The sequence below is a fragment of the Nocardioides sp. YIM B13467 genome (genome assembly GCF_042788075.1).
GTDB lineage: Bacteria > Actinomycetota > Actinomycetes > Propionibacteriales > Nocardioidaceae > Nocardioides.
Map to the genome: position 1 here is coordinate 32,912 of NZ_JBHZPJ010000013.1, position 16,514 is coordinate 49,425.

Here is a 16,514-nt window from a genome sequence, read left to right on the forward strand (position 1 = left end):
TCCGGAGGGGAGAGCTCTATGGAGGTCGTTCATCTGCCCGCTCGCGGTCGCGAGCTGGATGAGACGTTCCGCCCAGTCGCCGTCCACCACACCGACACCGGCCTGACCCGTCACCTCGAGCGTGGCGAGGAGATCGTGCTCACCGACCTCGGCGGTGACTACCACAGCGCCAAGGTGCTGCTGATCGACGAAGGCCCGGTCTACCACTTCTTCATCGGTGCCAGACTCTCCGTCGACGAGGCCGCCGGCCGCATGGCCGACCTGCCATTCCAGTCACGCTCTGCGTGAGGCCAAGGTGGTGAGGAACTCGCTGGTGCCGACCTCCAGCTTGTACGCAGCCTCCCCATCGCCCCTGGTGGCGCCGCGGTTGACGATGACGACCGGGATCCCGGCCTTCGCCGCCCGGCGTACGAACCGATAGCCACTCATCACCGCCAGACTCGAGCCCGCGACGAGCAGCACGCCCCCCTTCCCCTCGTGCTGCTCGCCGCGGGCATCGGCGAGAGCCTCGACCGCCGCCATGCACCGGGCGACCCGGTCCTTGGGGACGTTCTCGCCGAAGAAGACGACGTCAGGCTTGAGGATGCCCCCGCAGACCTCGCAGTCGGGCACGACGAAGTCCTGCGTCTCCTCGAGCGCGACGTCGCCGTCCGGCCGGGTCTCGACATCCGCGTGCGCCTCGGCCCATCCCGCGTTGAGCGCCTCCATCCGCGCCTGGAGGTCGCGACGCGGGCTCAGCGTGCGGCAGGACAGGCAGATCACATCGGCCACCCGGCCGTGCAGCGTGACGATCCGGCCTCTGCTGGCGAGCTCGGGTGCAGCCTGCTCGTGCAGACCGTCGACGTTCTGGGTGATCAGCAGCTCGGGGTCGATCGCGGGCAGTGCGCGATGGCCGGCGTTCGGCACCGCGCTGCCCATCCGCCGCCAGCCGAGGTGGCTGCGCGCCCAGTAGCGCTGCCGCTCCTGCGGGCCAGAGATGAACTGCTGGTAGGTCATCGGCTGACGTGACGGGCTGCCCGGGCTGCGGTAGTCGGGGATGCCCGAGTCGGTCGAGACGCCGGCCCCGGTCAGCACCACGAGGCGCCGGTCCTGCAGGAGGGCCAGGGCAGCTGCGTACGAGTCGGTGTTGCTCGCCTCCGGGGCGAGGGTCACGAGGCGTACCTGCCCTCGGCGCGAGCCTTGCGCTTCGCGGCCTCGACCTCACGGTTCTTCTTGGGAGCGTTGGTGACCAGGTCGTCGAGGAGATGCCGGGTGATGTGAGCGATCTCGGCGACGGCGTGGTCGAAGGCCTCCTGGTTGGCGGCCGAAGGCTTGGTCGTGCCGCTCACCTTGCGTACGAACTGCAGGGCGGCAGCGGTGACCTCGTCGTTGGTGGCGGGCGGCTCGAAGTTGTGGAGCGGGCGGATGTTGCGGCACATGCCATCCACGGTACCTGGATCGAGGCGACGGTCAGCGCGATCGGCCGGGGGTGTGGGAGGGTGCCTGGCCACGCGGATGCGGGGGCATCGGCCCGCCGTTGGGCGTGGCGCCCTTGGCCTGCCTCACGTCGTCGGCCGGGGGAGCCGGCCGCGGCACGACGCCGTCCTCGAGCAGTTGGCTCGCCATCAGGGCGGCCTGGGTGCGGTGGCTGACGCCGAGCTTGGCGAGCAGACCGGTGATGTGGTTCTTCACGGTCTTCTCCGCCAGCACCAGACGGTCGGCGATCTGCCGGTTGGAGATGCCCTCGGCGAGCAGGACCAGGATCCGGCGCTGCTGCGGAGTCAGGTCGGCGACCACCTCGTGCATTCGACGGCGCTCCTCGACGTTGTGGACCACCTTGGCGGCCGCCTCGGGGTCGAAGAGGGTGTGGCCGCTGGCCACCAGGCGTACGCCGGAGACCAGGCTCGTCGCCTCGATCTGCTTGAGCACGTAACCGGCCGCCCCGGCCATGATCGCCTGGCTCATCACCTCGTCGTCGGCGTCGGTGGCCAGGATCATGCAGCGGATGTCGCTCTTCATCGCGAGCGCCTCGCGGCAGAGTGCCACGCCGGAGGCGTCGGGCAGGTGCGCGTCGAGGATGAGTACGTCAGGACGCAGCGTCGCGATCAGCGGCCGTGCCTCGGCCGCGGTGCGGGCCTCACCCACGACCTCGATGTCCGGTTCGGGCAGCAGGACCGTACGCACGCCGACACGCACAACGTCGTGACCGTCGGCCAGCAGAACGCTGATCACCGCGTCGCCCACAGGCTCGTCTCACTCATCTCATGGTTGGGGATGGTGCCTGGTCGTTCACTCAAATGCTGATTCACCGAAAGAAACCGCTCAAGAGTATCCCTATTGATGCAACATTTGATCACTGAGAGACCCGTGCCGTCTCGGATTTCGTTGCTTCTGGAAAGGTAGCGGTTATGACGTCTCCTCGCGATCTCGACATCGTCCTGTTCGGCGCGACCGGATTCACGGGCGGTCTGGTGGCCGGATATCTCGCCGAGCACGCGCCCGAGGGACTGCGATGGGCGCTCGCCGGCCGCTCCCTGCCGCGGCTCGAGGCCGTGCGTGACGGGCTCGACTCTCCTGGCGTCGAGCTCCTCCAGGCCGACGTGAACGATTCCTCGTCGCTGGCCGCGCTGGCGGCTCGTGCGCGCGTCGTGATCACCACCGTCGGGCCCTACCTGGAGTACGGCGAGCCGCTCGTCAAGGCCTGCGCCGAGGCCGGCACCGACTACGTCGACCTGACCGGAGAGCCTGAGTTCGTCGACCGGATGTTCGTGAAGTACGACGCCACCGCCCGAGCCAACGGTGCCCGGATCGTGCACGCGTGCGGGTTCGACTCGATCCCGCACGACCTCGGCGCCTTCTTCACGGTGCGCGAGCTCGCCGCCGGCGGGGAGATCACCGGGCCGCTGACGATGAAGGGCGTCGTCCGCTCCAACGCCACCTTCTCCGGCGGCACCTTCCACTCCGCTCTGGGGCAGATGTCGCGGCCCCGGGAGATGGCGGCCGCATCGCGCGAGCGCCGGGCGCTCGAGGAGCGGCCGAAGGGGCGTACGTCTCGACCGGCGCTAGCCCCATTTTCTTGGCGAACCCTGGGCCGCGACAGCGAGCTGGGCTACTGGCTGCTGCCGCTGCCGACCATCGACCCGTTCATCGTCGCCCGCTCCGGGCGGGCGCTGGAGGCCTACGGCCCCGCCTTCACCTACTCGCACTTCGCCGGGACCAAGACACTGAGGTACGCCGTCGGCGGCGCGGTCGGCGTCGGTGGCCTCGCCCTCGCGATGCAGGTGCCGCCTCTGCGCGCCAAGCTCGGTGAGCGGGTCAAGCAGGGCACCGGGCCCTCTGAGCGCCGGCGTGAGAAGTCATGGTTCACCGTCGACTTCGTCGCCGAGTCCGGCGGCCGGAAGATCCACACCAAGGTGTCCGGGGGCGACCCCGGTTACACCGAGACGGCGAAGATGCTCGCCGAGTCGGCGCTCTGCCTGGCCTTCGACACGCTGCCCGAGACGTCTGGTTCGGTGACCACCGCGGTCGCGATGGGCGACGCGCTCCTCGATCGGCTCCAGGCCGCGGGGATCCGTTTCGAGGTCATCGACGCGTCCTAACTCGGGTCGCGTGCGCCTCGCGGAGGCGCAGTTGAGGCGCGTGGGATCAGGGACGGCATCAGCGTCGTGGTGGTGCCGGGTCGAACCTCGTCGGGCGAGGTGAGCAGGCGGGCGAGCGCTGCGACGGCGCGCGCGGCGATCTGGTCGAACGGCACGTGGACGGTTGTGAGAGGTACCGGCAGTCGCGCTGCCAGGGGGATGTCGTTGTAGCCCACGACGGAGAGCTGGTCCGGAACGCTCAGTCCGGCTGCTCGTGCGGCTGCCAGGACGCCGACGGCTGTGTTGTCGTTGACGGCGAACACGGCGGTGGGGCGTGGTGAGGTCGAGAGTATGCGGCGGCCGACTTCCTCGCCGGACTCCATCCCGAAGGTCGAGGGGTGGATGTGGCGCTCGATGTCGTCGATGCCGGCTTCTGTCATCGCCCGCCTGAACCCAGCGACACGTCCGGCGGCGCTCGTCGCGTATGCCGGTCCGGCGACCAGGGCGATCTCGCGGTGACCCAGATCCAGGAGGTGGCGGGTTGCGAGGTAGCCGCCGAGCTCGTCGTCGCCGACGACTGCTGGTGTCACGCCGTCGTGTCGTAGTGCGAGGACCAGCGGGACCCCGCGTTCGCGGAGGTCGGGAATCACCGTGTCGTCTGGTCGTGCGGTGGTGAGGACCAGGCCGTCGACGTGTTGGTTCAGAAGGCTCTCCACTGCCGACCGTTCGGAGTTCGGGTCGTCGGCTGTTGTGGCCACGATCGCGAACATCTGTCGCTCGGCGGCAGCGGCGGCGATGTTCTCGAAGAGGATGGCCATCACTGTGTCGGTGAGTCGTGGCACGAGCACGCCGATGGTCCCGCTCTGTTGGCGACGCAGGGCGGATGCACGGGAGTCCTTGCGATAGCCCAGACGGGCAGCGACCTCACGTACACGCTCGGCCGTCTCGTTGCGGGAAGGCGGCAGCCGTTCGTCCAGCACCCGGGAGACGGTCGAGGTGCTGACGCCGGCCTCTCGGGCGACGTCGCGGATCGTCGCACGCGCGGATCGTGCGTGGCCTGCTGTATCCGTCATGTGTCGCCTCCTCCCCGTCGGCGTGAGCATAACCGCTCCGGAAGCACGAGACTGCGGAGCAGGACGGCCCGGCCGGCAGGTGGTGCCGGTCGGGCCGTACGTCCGCTACCGGGTCACAAGGTGGAGAGCATGGTGGTGACGGTGTCGATGAGCTGATAGCACATGGCGATGATGGTGATGAGCCCGACCGACGCGAGCACGTTCTGCCACCAGTGGTTGCGCAGGGCGCCCATCAGGCGCCGGTTGTTCGCGAGGATCACGAGCAGGACACCCAGTAGCGGGGCGATCAGGACGGTCATCGCCTGTGCGGCGATGATCAGCTGCACTGGTGATGTGCCGGCGGCGAGGATGGTGACGCCTGCGCCGAAGGTGAGTACGCAGACGATGCCGATCCGCACTCGGGTGGACGCGATCTGGTTCCCGAGCCCCAGGCCGTCGGCGAGAAGCGTTCCGCCCGCGGTGGCGTTCGCGATCATGGCGGAGAGGGCGGCGCCGAAGAATCCGAGGGCGAAGATCGTCCGGCCGACCTCGCCGGCCACGGGCTCGAGGACGGCGGAGAACTGCTGGATCGTGGCCCCTGCAGGTCCGCCCTCGCCGGCGAGAGTTGCCGCGGCCGCGGCGATCACGAGTGCGGTCATGATGCCGGGAGCGAGGATTCCGGGAATCGTGTCGGCGAGCGTCGTGTCACGGTAGTCCGCGGCCCGGAGGCCACGTTCGCGGCTGGTGTAGCCGGCGTAGAAGGCGGCGTTGAGGGAGAAGTTGGTTCCGACCAGGGCAACGATGAGGAGTCCGACGCCGTCCGGCACGGTGGGCACGACTGCGCCCTCGGCTACTCCCATCCAGTCCGGCTTCGTGACGATGGCCGTGACGATGAAGGCGGCCGCCATGAGAGCGACGATGGCAAGTACCAGCTTCTCGATCACCTTGTAGGCACTGCGCGTGAAGAGGATCGCGACGACGAGGACGCTGCATGCGATGGTCCAGATCACCGGGTTGCCGCCGAGCACCAGCGAGAGGCCGAGGCCGGTGCCCACGGCGTTCCCGACCGAGAAGCACAGCGTGATGCCGAAGACTCCGAGTCCGGCCGCGACGCCTGTGGGCTTACCGAGGGTCTCCTTGATGGTCGCTACGACGGAACCGCGTGAAGAGATGCCGATGCGGATGCTCATGTCCGCGAAGACGAGCATCAGCACGGTGGAGAGCACGATGACCCAGATCAGGTCGTAGGCGTACAGACTTCCTGCCTGGACGGCAGAGACGAGATTGCCTGGCCCGAACTGCCATGCGCCGACGATGAAGGCGGGGCCCATCAGCTTCAGCATCTGGAGGACTCCACGCCTGCGAGGCGGGGAGACGGGGTGGCGCGGGGCGCTGAGGGCGTCGGATGACACGGTGGCTGGTACATCAGTGGGGCGGGACATTGAAAGGTCCTCTCATCTCGGCACGTCCCCGAAACCAGCGGAGATGTGCGAAAGAACGCTCACGACGCAACTGGCGTCGGGCGGGGACGGCAGCCGACCGTGACAGTCGCCATGATGCCGTCGATGGCTACTCCGCGAGAAGCCTCTGTCGGTGACGACGACGGGATGCGGAGCGCTGGGCGGCGAACTGGGGGTGTCGCCGGTCGTGTGGTGCGGGGTGGGTGGTGCGGGGTGGGTGCCGGCCCACGCGGGTTGCGGCGGGGCCGGCACCGTGTTGCGAGAGCTCGGGTGCCTGAGGTCGGCCTCAGATGATGCCGGCGTGCTTGAGCGCGAGCGAGATCTCGCCCTGGGCCTCGGGCGCCAGCGGCAGCAGCGGCGGGCGTACGGCGGCGTGCTCGAGCTTGCCGCGCTCGACGAGGGCCAGCTTGAGTGCGACGGTTCCTTCCATGTGTGACCCGCGGTGGTAGACGTTCTTGGTGACCGGGAGCAGGGTGTCGTGGATGCGGCGAGCCTCGGGGTAGTCCTTGGACTTGCCCGCCGCGATGAACTCGATCAGCAGCTCGGGGGCGATGCCGCCGTAGCCGACCAGCAGACCGTCGACGTCGAAGATGGTGTGCAGCAGGTACTCGTCGTGGCAGCTCAGGATCTGCAGGTCGGGGAGCTCCTGGCGAAGGACAGGGATCTCGGTGTCCCAGCGGCGCATGTTGCGCACCCCGTTCTTCGTTGCGAAGACGCCGGGCTGGGCCCCGATCTCGAGCTGGGTGGCGAGGTCGTAGCTGGCCTTGGTGGCGTCGGGGTACTGGAACAGGATCAGCGGGAGGCCGGATTCCTCGTGCACGATGCGGTAGCGCTCCTGGGGCGCGCCTTTCTGGTAGCCGAAGCGCAGCCAGCCGTGCGAGGGGTAGAGAAGACCGGCACGTGCGCCGGCGTCGGCTGCTCGCTTGGCCTCGAGTCCGGCGACCTTGTCGCCCTCTCCGGTGATCCCGGCGATCACGGGTACGTCGCCGGCGTTCTCCACAGCGACCTCGATCACCCGCACCTGCTCCTCGGGGGTGAGGTAGGTGCCCTCTCCGGCGTGGCCCAGGTAGACGAGGCCGGTGATACCGGGGATCGAGGCGTACCACCGAGTGAGTGAGGCGAGTGCGTCGTAGTCGACCTCGAGGTCGCGAGTGAATGGTGTGACGGGCGCGGGAGTGAGGCCGCGAAGGTCGAGGTTCATGAGCTGGGCTCCTCGTGTTCTGAATCGGATGGGAACGTTAGCGGGAACGTTCCCATTCATAGTGTGTGACGGACCTCATAGAGTCAAGGGGCGGATGAGAACTTTGCATTGGGTACGCGCCTACATAGCCGAGAGGCCTGGGGTGCGGGTAGCGACGCGAGATGCCAATTGCTTCAGGGTGCGAGCCCTGGGTCGTCAGCAGGGTCCGCTGCTGGGCCGGCTTCGGGCACGGCCGCTGCTGCAGATGGGGAGCTGCCGGACGGCTGCTCTGCTTGTCTGGTGCCCCAGGCAAGAGTCGAACTTGCGACCTTTCGCTTAGGAGGCGGCTGCTCTATCCACTGAGCTACTGGGGCATTCGCGGATATCTTGCCATGGTGGCGGGTAATACTACGGTTTGGGGTTCGGTGCGGTCAGGGGTCAAACTTGTGGCCCTCGCGTAGGTTGAGTCACCGTCGACTCAACCCGAATCCCCCCAAAGACAAGCGACGAATGACGGTGATCTATGCCTGACTCCTCCATGCCTCCCCGACGTGGGGGTGCGGATTCAGGCTCCGGCGTGTCCGGATTCGAGTGGATGTACGGCGCCGACGAGCCTGAGAGCAACGAGTCTGGGGGGACTCATTCCGGCCGTGGTGCTCGGGTCGCCGACGTACCGACCGACCAGCCGTCGGCGGAGCCCGGCGGTGGCCGGCGGGCCGCGCGTCCGCAGTCCGACTTCGTGTCGCCGCCGCCTCCCGGGCCTGGATCGGGATCGTCGGGCGGTGGCCGTCGAGCAGCGCGACCGGCGCGCCAGGAGCCTGCTCAGCCTGCGCCTCCGGCTGTCGAGCCGCTGCACGCAGAACCGGTGCGACGGGAGCCGACCCGCGCCGAGCGCTTGCAGGCGATGGGCCGGGGGACCCCTGGGCCGTCGCCGATACCTGCCCCTCCCGCCCCTCAGGAGTGGGATCCCGACGCGACGGCCGTGGCCCCTCCGTTGCGCGAGACTCCGCGCCCCGGACGCCGAATACCCGCGCCGCCGGCCCCCGTACCCTCCGTCGAGGAGACCGCGATCGCGCCTGCGCCGGAGTGGTATCGCCAGGATCCTCACCCCGCCCCTCCCGCCCCCAAGGTCCCTGACCAGCAGCTCGCCCCGCCGGCGGCGCGCGAGTTCGATTGGAACGACCCCGGCGCAACCGCTGTCGCGCCCCGGCCTGACCCGGCCGACCGGCCCCGAGGGCGTACGTCTTCACGCGACGAGCTGCACGAGGCCCGCCACGAGGCCTATCCCGCCCCGGACCGCCGGGGTGCTGCGTACGCATCGGGTTACGACGACGAGCCCTATGACGACTATCCGCCCGAGGGTGGCTACCAGGAGCCGTACGCCTCCTACCCGGAGGACGAGCGCGAGGATCGTGACAAGCCGCGGGTCAGTGTGTGGCAGGTGCTCAGCTCGACCTTGCTCGTGCTGGCGCTGCTCGTCGGACTCTTCACCGTCTACACCTACCGCAGCCTGCGGTCGAACATCAGCACCGTCAGTCTCGGCGAGAAGGCTGCTGATGTTGGCCCGAAGGAACCGATCAACATCCTCGTGATGGGTTCGGACAGCCGCGACTGCAAGGGGTGTGGCGTCGACGGTGCGAGCGGTGGTGGTTCGGACACCAACATCCTTCTGCATCTGTCCGCCAACCGGAAGTTCGCGTACGGCGTCTCCATCCCGCGCGACACGATGGTGAATCGGCCTTCGTGCAAGACCGAGGACGGAAAGACCGCTCCCGCTGAGTACGTGCGGTGGAATGCTGCCTACGCGACGGCCGGTCCGACCTGCACGATCGAGCAGTTGGAGTCCGTGGCCAGCGAGATGTGCGGCGAGAAGTGCGACATCACCGTCAATCATCTCGTCGTGGTCGACTTCGCGAGCTTCAAGGGCATGGTCGATGCCATCGACGGGGTCGACGTCTGCATTCCCGAAGAGGTCGACGACCCATACACCGGCGCTCACTTCGACGCAGGCGATCAGAAATTGACGGGCAAACAGGCGCTCAACTACGTGCGTTTGCGGCATGGCCTGGGCGATGGTGGCGACCTCGACCGGTCCAAGCGCCAACAGGCGTTCATCGGCTCGATGGCGGCCAAGCTGCTCTCCGGCGACACCCTGTCCAGTCCCACGAAGGTGCTCAGCTTCCTGAACGCCGCGACCAAGGGTTTGACCATGGACGAGGGTCTCAAGGACAACCTCGACACGATGGCGAAGATCGGTGTCGGGTTCCAGAGCATCGGGATGGAGAACATCAAGTTCCTCACCATCCCCACGATCGCCGATCCTCAGAACCCTCAAGCCACTGTCGTGCTTGATAAGGAGAAGGCGAAGAACGTCTTCAAGGCGATCGCGAACGACAAGCCATTGACCAAGAAGATCGCCGCCGGAGCCTTGGACGTCGGCGAGGCCTCGGGCAAGAAGAGCAAGAGCTCAGGCGACGGCGACGCAGCTCCGGACGGCGGCGCGACCGATGGCGAGACGGCGGAGTCGTCACCCACTGACGAGGCCGGTTCCGGCGAGTCGGCGGACACCGCCTCGGGCGGTGCCAGCGCATCCGAGGAAGAGCTTGCCCAGATCGCCGAAGAGGCGAAGGCGGCACGCGAGCGTGCGGGACTCTGCTGATGGCTGAGGACACCTCGCCCGAACCGTATGCGCCGGACGAACCGGAGGAGCCGGAGTGGAAGCGCAAGCAGAGGCTGGCGCGGATCTTCGGTGACGTACTCCCCGAGACGACCAGCGACGAGCGGGAGTCGTCGGCGGAGTCGGAGGAGTCGGCGTCGGATCGATGGCTGAAATCGCAGGTGCCGCCTCACCACGGTGGGTGAGACGGCACCTGGGCGCGAATGCCTCAGCGAACGGCGATGCTGTCGCGGATCTGCTTGAGGATGTCGATCTCGGTCTCGCCCGGCTCGGGGTCCGGGAAGAAGCGCTCCTTGGCGTGGGTGTAGGGCTTCACGATCATGAAGTAGACGACCGTGGCCAGGATCACGAAGGAGATCACCGCGGTGAACCAGGCGCCGAGGTGGATGCCATAGGGCGTCCAGTCGGAGAAGTCTGGCGTGCCGCCGATCCTCCCGATCAGGTCCATGATCACCGTGACGGTGGCTGTCACCACCGAGGCGAACGCGGCTCCCATGATGAAGGCGACCGCTAGTTTGATCAGGTCGCCCTGGAGCAGGAACTTCTTGAAACCGCTCATTTCTTGCTTTCTCCTGTTGCTCATTGTGTGAGGTGAAGGAGACCCCGGATGTGGCGTGCGTTGGCCGTCAGTACGCGAAGGTGAGGTAGCCACCCACCCCTGCTGATGTGACGTCCTCGACGCTGTTCTCGGCGACTCCGACGATGACCAGACGTCCCGCCGAAGTGTTCGTGACGCCAAACCCCTCGGTCTTTCCCTGTGCCATGGAATCATCCCGGCTCGGCTCCACGGCTTGAGGGAGGCTGAGGATCAGCGTGTCGGTGGTGACCCGGGCGGTCTCGGCGGTGGCGGGGTCGGTGGCGTAGAGGTCGACCGTGTCGCCGACATGGAGCAAGCCGGCCATCTCGGCGTCGGGAAGCCGGACCGGGACGGCCACCAGGTCGGGGTGGCCCTCGGTCAGCCCCGGACCCACGAGACGTACGTCGGTGACGGGCTCGCCGCGCCGCAGGGGCGCTGCGAGGCGCTCCCCGAGCGGCGCTTCGGCGAGGTCGGCGGGCACGTTGGCGGGGTCGGTCGAGACGTCGGTGAGGTCGGCAGCGGTGAGGACCGTGCCGACCGGCAGATCTCGGGAGGCGACCGCCATCGTCGAGGTGTCGGGTGGGTCGGGCCGGGTGGCCGACAGGCCGATCGCGACCGCGGAGGCGGTCAGCAGGAACGCCAGCAGGCGTCGATGGGCGAGAACCCCGCGGCGTACGCGGCGGGAGAAGGACGTGATTCGAGTGAACATGCGGGCACGCTAAGTCGCCCGCGTGATTCCCGCATCTCGCTATCCACAGCCCAGGTCACGTTGTGGATGACCCTGTGGATAACCCGCCGAAGCGGGTGATCTCAGTCCGAGGAGCTGGAGGCGGCCGGCGCCGGGGAGGAGGTGCTCGAGGACGACGTCGTCGAGGACGTGGAGGACGTCGACGAGGAGGACCCGGAGCGGGAGTCGGTGCGGTAGAAGCCGGAGCCCTTGAAGACGACGCCGGCGGCGCTGAAGACCTTGCGCAGCTTGCCGCCGCACTCGGGGCACTCGGTCAGCGAGGCGTCGCTGAAGCTCTGGAACTGGTCGAAGGCGTGGCCGCACTCGGTGCAGGCGTACTGATAGGTGGGCACGTTTCTCCTAGAACAGAATCTGGCACTCGACGGGCGCGACTGCCAATATTAGCGAACGCCTAGGAGAAGCGCTGCATTCCCTCCGCGCTCGCGGCCGCTCCGACCGCCCGGTCGTGCGCCTCGACCGGCACCGAGACGCCGATCTCCCACGGATAGAGGAGTACGCAGGTAAAGGTTCCGGCCGGCACCCGAGCCAGGATCCGGTCGTAGGATCCGCCGCCCCGCCCCATCCGATGCCCACGTGGGTCGACGGCCAGGCCGGGGACGAGAACGACGTCGGCGCCGGCGATCGCGGAGACGCCCAACCGCTCCCCGCCGGGCTCCAGCAGCCCCCGAGGCGCCCGGGCCAGCTCTCCGTCGTAGACGGCCCAGTCCAGGTCGTTGTCCGGCAGAAGACAGGGCAGCAGGATGCGTTTCCCGGCCGCGTCCAGCTCGTCGATAAGAGGTCCGGTGCCCGGTTCGGTGCCGATCGAGACGTAGAGAGCAACCGTTCCGGCGCTGCGTACGTCTGGAATATCAGTGACCACCTGCGACAGGGCACGCGCGAGCGAGCCCAACCGGGGGAGCCCGATGCGCCCCCGGCTGGTCAGCAACTGGTCGCGTAAGGCAGTCTTGCGCCCCACGAAGTCAGCGGGGGCTGGACTATCAGAACCCGGAGGGGTGTGTGAACCCGACACAACGACAGCCTAGGCTTTCCTCTATGGGTAGCCCAGGTTTGGCCAAGGCAATGGCGAAGATGCGCGATGCCGGCGTGGACGACGTCGCGGTGCAGACATTCGCACATTACTACCGCCAGCTCGAGCACGGTGAGACCGGGATGATCCCGGAGGAGACCATCGAGCCGGTCGACATCCCGTCGATCAGCGACGCCGTGGTCACCGATGAGGAGGCGCACGCCGCCATCTCGACCACCGCGGTGATCAAGCTCAACGGCGGCCTCGGCACCTCGATGGGCATGGACCGCGCGAAGTCGCTGCTGTGCGTGCGCAAGGGTCTGAGCTTCCTGGACGTGATCGCCCGCCAGATCCTGCACATGCGCGAGAAGTACGACGTACGTCTTCCGCTGCTGCTGATGAACTCCTTCCGCACCTCCGAGGACAGCCTGGCCGCGCTCGAGCGCTACCAGGACCTGCCGGTCGAGGGTCTGCCGTTGGAGTTTCTGCAGAACCGCGAGCCGCGCCTGCTCGTTGACAACCTGACCCCGGTCGAGTGGCCCAAGGACCCCGAGCTCGAGTGGTGCCCGCCGGGCCACGGCGACATCTACACCGCCCTGCTCGACACCGGGCTCCTCGACCTGCTCATCGAGCAGGGCTACGAGCGGGTCTTCGTCTCCAACTCCGACAACCTCGGCGCCGTCCCTGACGAGAAGGTGGCCGGCTGGTTCGCCAAGTCCGGTGCCCCCTTCGCCATCGAGGCCGTACGCCGCACCCCGAGCGACCGCAAGGGCGGTCACTTCGCGCGCCGCAAGTCCGACGGCCGCCTGATCCTGCGTGAGACCGCGCAGACCCGCGATGAGGACAAGGTGGCGCTGCAGGACCTCAACCGCCACAAGTACTGCTCGACCAACAACATCTGGTTCGACCTCAAGGCGCTCAAGAAGGTCCTCTCCGAGCGCGACGGCATCCTCGGCCTGCCGCTGATCCGCAACGAGAAGACCGTCGACCCGGCCGACCCGAAGACCCCGAAGGTCGTCCAGATCGAGACCGCCATGGGCGCCGCGATCGAGGTCTTCGAGGGCTCGCAGCTGATCGAGGTCGGTCGCGACCGGTTCGTGCCGGTCAAGACGACCAACGACCTGCTCGTGCTGCGCTCGGACGTCTACGACATCGGCGAGGACTTCGTGCTCGACCAGGTCGCCGACGAGGTGCCGTTCATCGACCTGGACGGCGACTACTACAAGTACGTCGCGAACTTCGACGAGCGCTTCCCCGAGGGCGCTCCGTCGCTGCGCAAGGCGTCCTCGCTCACCGTCAACGGCGACTGGACCTTCGGCAAGGGCGTCCAGGTCATCGGCGCGGTCTCGCTCGACGGCGCCGACGCCGAACGCGTCGCGCCCGCCACGGTCCTCTCCGACTAGTGTTGGCGGGGTGACCCCCGCCGAGTACCGCGAGCGAATCCTGGCCGACCTCGAGCCGATGCCGGCCTACCCGCAGCCCTTGATGGACTGCCTCGGGCTGGCGGTGGCGGAGGACATCCATGCCGAGGTCGCGCTCCCGGGCTTCGACAACTCCTCGATGGACGGCTACGCGGTCCGCTACGCCGATGTCGCGACCGCGTCGGCCGAGGCGCCGGTGCGGTTGCCGGTGCTCGGTGAGATCGGTGCGGGGCAGGCCTCGCTGCTGGCGCTCCCGCCGGGTGCGGCGGCGAAGATCATGACGGGTGCTCCGCTACCAACGGGTGCCGACACGGTCGTGCCGTACGAGTGGACCGACCGCGGCGTTGCCGAGGTCGAGATCCGGCAGACGCCGGAGGAGGCTCAGCACGTCCGCTACGCGGGCGAGGACGTCGCCAAGGGTGACCTGCTCATCCCCGCGGGCACGGTGCTCGGCCCGCGCCACCTGGGGCTGATCGCCTCGGTCGGTCGCGCCCAGGTCGCGGTCCGTCCGCGGCCGAGGGTGGTCGTGCTCTCGACCGGCACCGAGCTGCGCGAGCCCGGCGAGACCCTGGGCCACGACTCGATCTACGACGGCAACTCCTTCCTGCTGGCCGCCGCCGCCCGTCGCGCCGGCGCGATCGCCTACCGCGTCGGGATCGTGCCGGACGAGCCGCGGGCGTTCATGACCGCGCTCTCCGACCAGCTCGTCCGTGCCGACCTGGTGGTGACCTCCGGCGGTGTCTCGATGGGCGACTACGACGTGGTCAAGGAGGCGCTGACGCCGGAGGGTGTCTGGTTCGGTCCGGTGAGCATGCAGCCGGGCAAGCCGCAGGGGTTCGGCCGGATCGGCGAGGAGCGCGTGCCGGTCCTGTGCCTCCCCGGCAACCCGGTCTCCTCGTTCGTCTCCTTCGAGCTCTTCGTCCTCCCGGCGCTGCGCCGGCTGATGGGCATGACCCCCGAGGCACGGCCCGTACGCCGCGCCGCCCTGACCCACGCGGTGCGCTCCCCGAAGGGCAAGGAGCAGTATCTCCGCGGTTGGTACGACGGCTCCCGCGCCGGCGTCTCGCCCATCGGTGGCCCGGGGTCCCACCTGATCGGGGACCTCGCCGGCGCCAACTGCCTGATCGTCATCCCGCCGGAGACGACCTCGCTGGACAAGGACGCCGAGGTGGACGTGATCGAGCTGGACGTGGAGTTCTGATGGCTGACAGGTTGACCCACGTCGACGAGACCGGCGCGGCCCGGATGGTCGACGTCTCCGAGAAGGCGGTCACGGCTCGTACCGCGACCGCGTCCGGGCGGGTGCTGGTCGCACCGGAGGTCGTCGAGCTGCTCCGCGGAGAGGGCGTACCCAAGGGCGACGCGCTCGCCGTCGCCCGCATCGCGGGGATCATGGGCGCCAAGAAGACCCCCGACCTGATCCCGCTGTGCCACCCGCTGGCGGTCTCGGGCGTCAAGGTCGAGCTGGGCGTCGCTGACGACGCCGTCGAGATCACCGCGACCGTGAAGACCACCGACCGCACCGGTGTCGAGATGGAGGCACTGACCGCGGTCGCGGTCGCCGGACTAACCGTCGTGGACATGATCAAGGCCGTCGACAAGCGGGCGGTCATCACCGATATCCGGGTCGAGACGAAGACCGGCGGAAAGTCGGGTACGTTCCAGCGATGAGCCTCAAAGCGACCGTCGTCGTGGCCTCCAACCGCGCCTCGGCCGGTGTCTACGAAGACACCACCGGCCCCCTCCTGGTCACCTTTCTGGAAGAGCTCGGTTTCGTGGTCGGCCCTCCCGAGGTCGTACGCGACGGAGACCCGGTCGGCGAGGCCATCGCCCGCGCGGCCGAGGAGGGGGCGCGGGTCGTCCTGACCACCGGCGGCACCGGGCTGACCCCCACCGACCGCACCCCCGAGGTCACCCGCCCGCTGCTCGATCGTGAGATCCCCGGCATCGCCGAGGGCATCAGGGCGGCCGGAGTGGCCAAGGGGATCCCGACGGCGCTACTGTCCCGCGGTCTGGCCGGTCAGATCGGAGCGTGCGTGGTGGTGAACCTTCCCGGGTCCCGGGGTGGCGTGAAGGATGCGATCGAGGTCCTTCGTCCGGTGCTGCCCCACGCCGTGGAGCAGAGTGTAGGAAGCGACCATCAGTGACCGATCCCGGCTGGCCCGCCGTCCTCTCTCACGGCGCGGTGACCCTACGCCCGCTCGACCGCACCGACGCCAAGGCATGGACCGAGGCGCGCCGTCGCTCGGCTGCCTGGCTGCACCAGTGGGACGCGACCGTTCCCCCGGGATCGAGCGCGCGGCCCACGACGTTCGCGAGCCTCGTACGTCGTCTTCGGCGTCAGGCCAAGCGTGGCGTGACCTATCCGTTCGCGATCGATGTCGACGGTGTTTTCGCTGGTCAGGTCACGGTCAACAACATCGTGCGTGGCTCCGCGCAGTTCGCCTCGATCGGCTACTGGATCGACCAGCGCTTCGCCGGACGCGGCGTGATGCCGCTGGCGGTGGCGCTGGTCATCGACCACTGTTTCACCGCCGCGCGGCTGCACCGGATCGAGATCTGCATCCGCCCGGAGAACTCCAACTCGCTTCGCGTCGTGGAGAAACTGGGCATCAACGAGATCGGATATGCGCCCCGATTTCTGCATATCGACGGTGCCTGGAGAGATCACCGTATCTTCGCGATAACGGTTGAAGAATGTCACCAAGGAATGCTGGCCAGGCTCGGTTTGTCACCTGAATGAGGCATTGACTCGGCGTGTCCTGCTGAAATCACACAAGTCACACGCGACACACCACTGCACGTCCGCCTACGGGCTGGTAATGGCTCCTACGCT

19 protein-coding genes and 1 tRNA gene are annotated in these 16,514 nt (G+C 68.2%); 9 read left to right on the forward strand and 11 right to left on the reverse strand.

The window, feature by feature from the left end; genetic code table 11:
* Nucleotides 1-18 precede the first annotated feature (18 nt).
* Entirely contained in the window at nucleotides 19-288 is a 270-nt protein-coding gene (locus ACFX43_RS03630) for a hypothetical protein (protein WP_378817131.1), read from the forward strand.
* On the opposite strand, the gene ACFX43_RS03635 is transcribed toward ACFX43_RS03630, so the two are convergent.
* The 3 genes from ACFX43_RS03635 to ACFX43_RS03645 are packed head-to-tail and all read right to left on the reverse strand — an operon-like array spanning nucleotide 274 to nucleotide 2,211.
* Nucleotides 274-1,152 (reverse strand): Sir2 family NAD-dependent protein deacetylase, encoded by an 879-nt coding sequence (locus ACFX43_RS03635; protein WP_378817133.1) that lies wholly within the window; start codon nucleotides 1,150-1,152, stop codon nucleotides 274-276. The two genes, ACFX43_RS03630 and ACFX43_RS03635, sit on opposite strands and share 15 nt — an antisense overlap.
* Nucleotides 1,149-1,418 carry a DUF2277 domain-containing protein gene (locus ACFX43_RS03640; protein WP_378817136.1) on the reverse strand — a complete coding sequence of 90 codons (270 nt, stop codon included), beginning with the start codon at nucleotides 1,416-1,418 and terminating at the stop codon, nucleotides 1,149-1,151. Before ACFX43_RS03640 ends, ACFX43_RS03635 begins: the two co-directional genes overlap by 4 nt.
* A gap of 31 nt (nucleotides 1,419-1,449) precedes the next feature.
* Nucleotides 1,450-2,211: a LuxR C-terminal-related transcriptional regulator gene (locus tag ACFX43_RS03645; RefSeq protein WP_378817139.1), complete on the reverse strand. Its 762-nt coding sequence runs from the start codon at nucleotides 2,209-2,211 to the stop codon at nucleotides 1,450-1,452.
* 176 nt (nucleotides 2,212-2,387) lie between these two features.
* Here ACFX43_RS03645 and ACFX43_RS03650 point away from each other — a divergent pair, with 176 nt between their 5' ends.
* Nucleotides 2,388-3,578, forward strand: a complete 1,191-nt coding sequence (locus tag ACFX43_RS03650) for a saccharopine dehydrogenase family protein (protein ID WP_378817141.1) — start codon at nucleotides 2,388-2,390, stop codon at nucleotides 3,576-3,578.
* Here the strand turns inward: ACFX43_RS03650 and ACFX43_RS03655 are convergent.
* From ACFX43_RS03655 to ACFX43_RS03670, 4 genes are all read right to left on the reverse strand, one after another.
* Nucleotides 3,575-4,630 (reverse strand): LacI family DNA-binding transcriptional regulator, encoded by a 1,056-nt coding sequence (locus tag ACFX43_RS03655; protein ID WP_378817144.1) that lies wholly within the window; start codon nucleotides 4,628-4,630, stop codon nucleotides 3,575-3,577. The two genes, ACFX43_RS03650 and ACFX43_RS03655, sit on opposite strands and share 4 nt — an antisense overlap.
* A gap of 113 nt (nucleotides 4,631-4,743) precedes the next feature.
* Nucleotides 4,744-5,952: an Nramp family divalent metal transporter gene (locus ACFX43_RS03660; RefSeq protein WP_378817147.1), complete on the reverse strand. Its 1,209-nt coding sequence runs from the start codon at nucleotides 5,950-5,952 to the stop codon at nucleotides 4,744-4,746.
* A gap of 403 nt (nucleotides 5,953-6,355) precedes the next feature.
* Nucleotides 6,356-7,270 carry a dihydrodipicolinate synthase family protein gene (locus ACFX43_RS03665; RefSeq protein WP_378817150.1) on the reverse strand — a complete coding sequence of 305 codons (915 nt, stop codon included), beginning with the start codon at nucleotides 7,268-7,270 and terminating at the stop codon, nucleotides 6,356-6,358.
* A 277-nt stretch (nucleotides 7,271-7,547) separates the two neighbouring features.
* A tRNA-Arg gene (locus ACFX43_RS03670) sits at nucleotides 7,548-7,623 on the reverse strand.
* 203 nt (nucleotides 7,624-7,826) lie between these two features.
* On the opposite strand from ACFX43_RS03670, the gene ACFX43_RS03675 reads away from it, so the two are divergent.
* Both ACFX43_RS03675 and ACFX43_RS03680 read left to right on the forward strand, forming a co-directional pair.
* A complete protein-coding gene (locus ACFX43_RS03675; protein WP_378817153.1) occupies nucleotides 7,827-9,908 on the forward strand; it encodes an LCP family protein in 2,082 nt (693 codons plus the stop codon).
* Nucleotides 9,908-10,111 (forward strand): hypothetical protein, encoded by a 204-nt coding sequence (locus ACFX43_RS03680; protein WP_378817157.1) that lies wholly within the window; start codon nucleotides 9,908-9,910, stop codon nucleotides 10,109-10,111. The genes ACFX43_RS03675 and ACFX43_RS03680 overlap by 1 nt, the downstream gene beginning before the upstream one ends.
* 23 nt (nucleotides 10,112-10,134) lie before the next feature.
* Here the strand turns inward: ACFX43_RS03680 and ACFX43_RS03685 are convergent, their stop codons facing one another.
* From ACFX43_RS03685 to ACFX43_RS03700, 4 genes are all read right to left on the reverse strand, one after another.
* Nucleotides 10,135-10,485 (reverse strand): MscL family protein, encoded by a 351-nt coding sequence (locus ACFX43_RS03685; protein ID WP_378817160.1) that lies wholly within the window; start codon nucleotides 10,483-10,485, stop codon nucleotides 10,135-10,137.
* A gap of 67 nt (nucleotides 10,486-10,552) precedes the next feature.
* A complete protein-coding gene (locus tag ACFX43_RS03690; protein WP_378817162.1) occupies nucleotides 10,553-11,212 on the reverse strand; it encodes an SAF domain-containing protein in 660 nt (219 codons plus the stop codon).
* A gap of 101 nt (nucleotides 11,213-11,313) precedes the next feature.
* Nucleotides 11,314-11,583, reverse strand: coding sequence for an FmdB family zinc ribbon protein (locus tag ACFX43_RS03695; RefSeq protein ID WP_160025529.1), 270 nt, complete (start codon nucleotides 11,581-11,583; stop codon nucleotides 11,314-11,316).
* 59 nt (nucleotides 11,584-11,642) lie between these two features.
* Nucleotides 11,643-12,206 carry a 5-formyltetrahydrofolate cyclo-ligase gene (locus ACFX43_RS03700; RefSeq protein WP_378817165.1) on the reverse strand — a complete coding sequence of 188 codons (564 nt, stop codon included), beginning with the start codon at nucleotides 12,204-12,206 and terminating at the stop codon, nucleotides 11,643-11,645.
* Between the two features lie 77 nt (nucleotides 12,207-12,283).
* On the opposite strand from ACFX43_RS03700, the gene ACFX43_RS03705 reads away from it, so the two are divergent.
* The 5 genes from ACFX43_RS03705 to ACFX43_RS03725 are packed head-to-tail and all read left to right on the forward strand — an operon-like array spanning nucleotide 12,284 to nucleotide 16,421.
* Entirely contained in the window at nucleotides 12,284-13,660 is a 1,377-nt protein-coding gene (locus tag ACFX43_RS03705) for a UTP--glucose-1-phosphate uridylyltransferase (RefSeq protein ID WP_378817168.1), read from the forward strand.
* A gap of 10 nt (nucleotides 13,661-13,670) precedes the next feature.
* Nucleotides 13,671-14,879 (forward strand): gephyrin-like molybdotransferase Glp, encoded by a 1,209-nt coding sequence (gene glp, locus ACFX43_RS03710; protein ID WP_378817170.1) that lies wholly within the window; start codon nucleotides 13,671-13,673, stop codon nucleotides 14,877-14,879.
* Nucleotides 14,879-15,349: a cyclic pyranopterin monophosphate synthase MoaC gene (gene moaC, locus ACFX43_RS03715; RefSeq protein ID WP_378817171.1), complete on the forward strand. Its 471-nt coding sequence runs from the start codon at nucleotides 14,879-14,881 to the stop codon at nucleotides 15,347-15,349. Before glp ends, moaC begins: the two co-directional genes overlap by 1 nt.
* A complete protein-coding gene (locus tag ACFX43_RS03720; RefSeq protein ID WP_160025522.1) occupies nucleotides 15,346-15,825 on the forward strand; it encodes a MogA/MoaB family molybdenum cofactor biosynthesis protein in 480 nt (159 codons plus the stop codon). The genes moaC and ACFX43_RS03720 overlap by 4 nt, the downstream gene beginning before the upstream one ends.
* Complete coding sequence (locus ACFX43_RS03725) at nucleotides 15,822-16,421, forward strand: GNAT family protein (protein WP_350836541.1); 600 nt, start codon at nucleotides 15,822-15,824, stop codon at nucleotides 16,419-16,421. Before ACFX43_RS03720 ends, ACFX43_RS03725 begins: the two co-directional genes overlap by 4 nt.
* Nucleotides 16,422-16,514 lie beyond the last annotated feature (93 nt).

Excerpts from the sequence above, each read along its gene's own strand:
- ACFX43_RS03630 (WP_378817131.1), top strand. The coding sequence starts at position 19 with ATGGAGGTCGTTCATCTGCCCGCTCGCGGTCGCGAGCTGGATGAGACG.
- ACFX43_RS03705 (WP_378817168.1), top strand. The coding sequence starts at position 12,284 with ATGGGTAGCCCAGGTTTGGCCAAGGCAATGGCGAAGATGCGCGATGCC.
- ACFX43_RS03720 (WP_160025522.1), top strand. The coding sequence starts at position 15,346 with ATGAGCCTCAAAGCGACCGTCGTCGTGGCCTCCAACCGCGCCTCGGCC.
- ACFX43_RS03640 (WP_378817136.1), bottom strand. The coding sequence starts at position 1,418 with ATGTGCCGCAACATCCGCCCGCTCCACAACTTCGAGCCGCCCGCCACC.
- ACFX43_RS03680 (WP_378817157.1), top strand. The coding sequence starts at position 9,908 with ATGGCTGAGGACACCTCGCCCGAACCGTATGCGCCGGACGAACCGGAG.
- ACFX43_RS03650 (WP_378817141.1), top strand. The coding sequence starts at position 2,388 with ATGACGTCTCCTCGCGATCTCGACATCGTCCTGTTCGGCGCGACCGGA.
- ACFX43_RS03685 (WP_378817160.1), bottom strand. The coding sequence starts at position 10,485 with ATGAGCGGTTTCAAGAAGTTCCTGCTCCAGGGCGACCTGATCAAACTA.
- ACFX43_RS03690 (WP_378817162.1), bottom strand. The coding sequence starts at position 11,212 with ATGTTCACTCGAATCACGTCCTTCTCCCGCCGCGTACGCCGCGGGGTT.
- ACFX43_RS03655 (WP_378817144.1), bottom strand. The coding sequence starts at position 4,630 with ATGACGGATACAGCAGGCCACGCACGATCCGCGCGTGCGACGATCCGC.
- moaC (WP_378817171.1), top strand. The coding sequence starts at position 14,879 with ATGGCTGACAGGTTGACCCACGTCGACGAGACCGGCGCGGCCCGGATG.
- ACFX43_RS03660 (WP_378817147.1), bottom strand. The coding sequence starts at position 5,952 with ATGCTGAAGCTGATGGGCCCCGCCTTCATCGTCGGCGCATGGCAGTTC.
- ACFX43_RS03665 (WP_378817150.1), bottom strand. The coding sequence starts at position 7,270 with ATGAACCTCGACCTTCGCGGCCTCACTCCCGCGCCCGTCACACCATTC.